Origin of the sequence: Streptomyces sp. NPDC001714, assembly GCF_042892755.1 — a bacterium.
Classification (GTDB): Bacteria; Actinomycetota; Actinomycetes; order Streptomycetales; family Streptomycetaceae; genus Streptomyces.
On record NZ_JBIAUL010000079.1, the window covers coordinates 1 to 1823 of the forward strand.

At 73.1% G+C, this 1823-nt stretch carries 2 protein-coding genes; both read right to left on the bottom strand.

Annotation, left to right across the window (positions count from 1 at the left end; translation table 11 throughout):
* Window positions 1–21: 21 nt before the first annotated feature.
* On the bottom strand, window positions 22–783 hold the full coding sequence (locus ACFY0P_RS52155; RefSeq protein ID WP_388929535.1) for an SDR family oxidoreductase: 762 nt from the start codon (window positions 781–783) through the stop codon (window positions 22–24).
* A partial coding sequence (locus ACFY0P_RS52160; RefSeq protein ID WP_388929536.1) for a zinc-binding dehydrogenase occupies window positions 780–1823 on the bottom strand: 1044 nt, incomplete at its 5' end. The genes ACFY0P_RS52160 and ACFY0P_RS52155, both read right to left, overlap by 4 nt.

Here is a 1823-nt window from a genome sequence, read left to right on the forward strand (position 1 = left end):
GGTTGGTGGCCGGGTTGGTGGTCATCGGCCGAGCCATCCGCCGTCGACGGGCAGGACGGTGCCGTGGATGTAGGCGGCGGCGTCGGAGGCGAGGAAGACGGTGGCGCCCGCGAGGTCGTCTGCGGTGCCCCAGCGGCCGGCCGGGATGCGGTCCAGGATGGCCTTGCTGCGTGCTGGGTCGTCCTGGAGGGCCTGGGTGTTGTCGGTGGCGATGTAGCCGGGTGCGATGGCGTTGACGTTGACGCCGTGCGGGGCCCATTCGTTGGCCAGGGCCTTGGTCAGCCCGGCGATGCCGTGCTTGGCGGCGGTGTAGCCGGGCACGGTGATACCGCCCTGGAAGCTGAGCAGTGACGCGGTGAAGATGACCTTGCCCTGGCCGCGGGCGACCATTGTCGCGCCGACCGCCCGGGTCAGCGCGAACTGGGCACTCAGGTTGACCTGGAGTACCAGTTCCCAGTCCGCATCGGTGTGTTCGGCGGCGGGGGCGCGGCGGATCGTGCCTGCGTTGTTGACCAGGATGTCCACCGGACGCTCCCGGCCCGCGAGGTCTGCGCCCAGGGTGCGTACGGCCTCGGGGTCGGCGAAGTCGGTGCGGATGGCCTCGAAGGTGCGGCCGGCGGCGTGGACGTCCTTCTCGACCGCGCTGCCGGACTCCTCCAGGGAGGCGCTCACCCCGATGACGTCCGCGCCGGCCTCGGCGAGCGCGCGGGCCATGGACCGGCCGATGCCGCGCCGGGCGCCGGTGACGACGGCGAGTCTTCCGGTGAGGTCGAAGGCGGTCATACGGCGGCTCCCTGGGCATCGTCGCTGTCGTCGGTGCAGTCCACGAGGATCTTCATCACGTCGCCGCCGCCCTCCAGGGCCTCGAACGCGGCGGGTGCCTGGGTGAGCGGGACGACCTTGCTGATCAGGCGCTCGGCCGGGATGGTGCCGTCGGCGACCAGGGCCGCCGCCTTCTCGAAGTCGGCGCGGGTATACAACCGGGCGCCCACCAGGGTGAGTTCGCGCCAGAAGAAGCGGTGCAGGTTCACCTCGCGCGGGCGGGGGTGGATGGCCACGAGGCAGAGGCGTCCGCGCACTCCCAGCACGTCGACCGCCGTGTCCACGCCGCCTTGCGCGCCGGAGACCTCGAAGGCGACGTCCGCGCCCGCCTCCTGCGTCCACTGCCGCACCGCCTCGGGCACGTCCTCGGCGGCCGGGTCCCAGGTGGTGAGCCCCAGCTCCTCGGCGAGCAGCCGGCGGTGGGCGCTGAGCTCCACCACCCGGACCTCGGCACCCGCGGCCCGCGCGACCAGCGCGATCAGCACGCCGACCGGACCGCCGCCGACCACCACGACCTTCTCGCCCGCACGCACGGCGGCGCGGCCCACGTCGTGCACGGCGACCGCGGTCGGCTCGACGAGCGCGGCCCGGTCCAGGGCGAGCGCCTGCGGCAGCCTGATCAGCGTGGTGGCGGGCACCGTCCAGCGCTGCTGCATCGCGCCCGGTGAGTCGATGCCGATGAAGTCCAGGTGCTGGCAGATGTGCTGATGCCCGGCGCGGCAGGCCGGGCAGGTGTCGTCCCAGCGCAGCGGCATCACGGTGACCGCGTCCCCGGGCTGCCAGTCCTCCACGCCCGGCCCGACCCGCACCACCCGGCCGGACATCTCGTGCCCCAGCACGGCAGGCGCCTGGACCCGGGCGTCCATGTCGCCGTGGAAGATGTGCAGATCGGTACCACAGATACCCACATAGGCAGGAGCCAGCTCCACCTCACCCGGACCAGGCGGCACGGCGATCGCGGGAGCCGTGTCCAGGGAGCGGGCGGAAACGTAACGGACGGC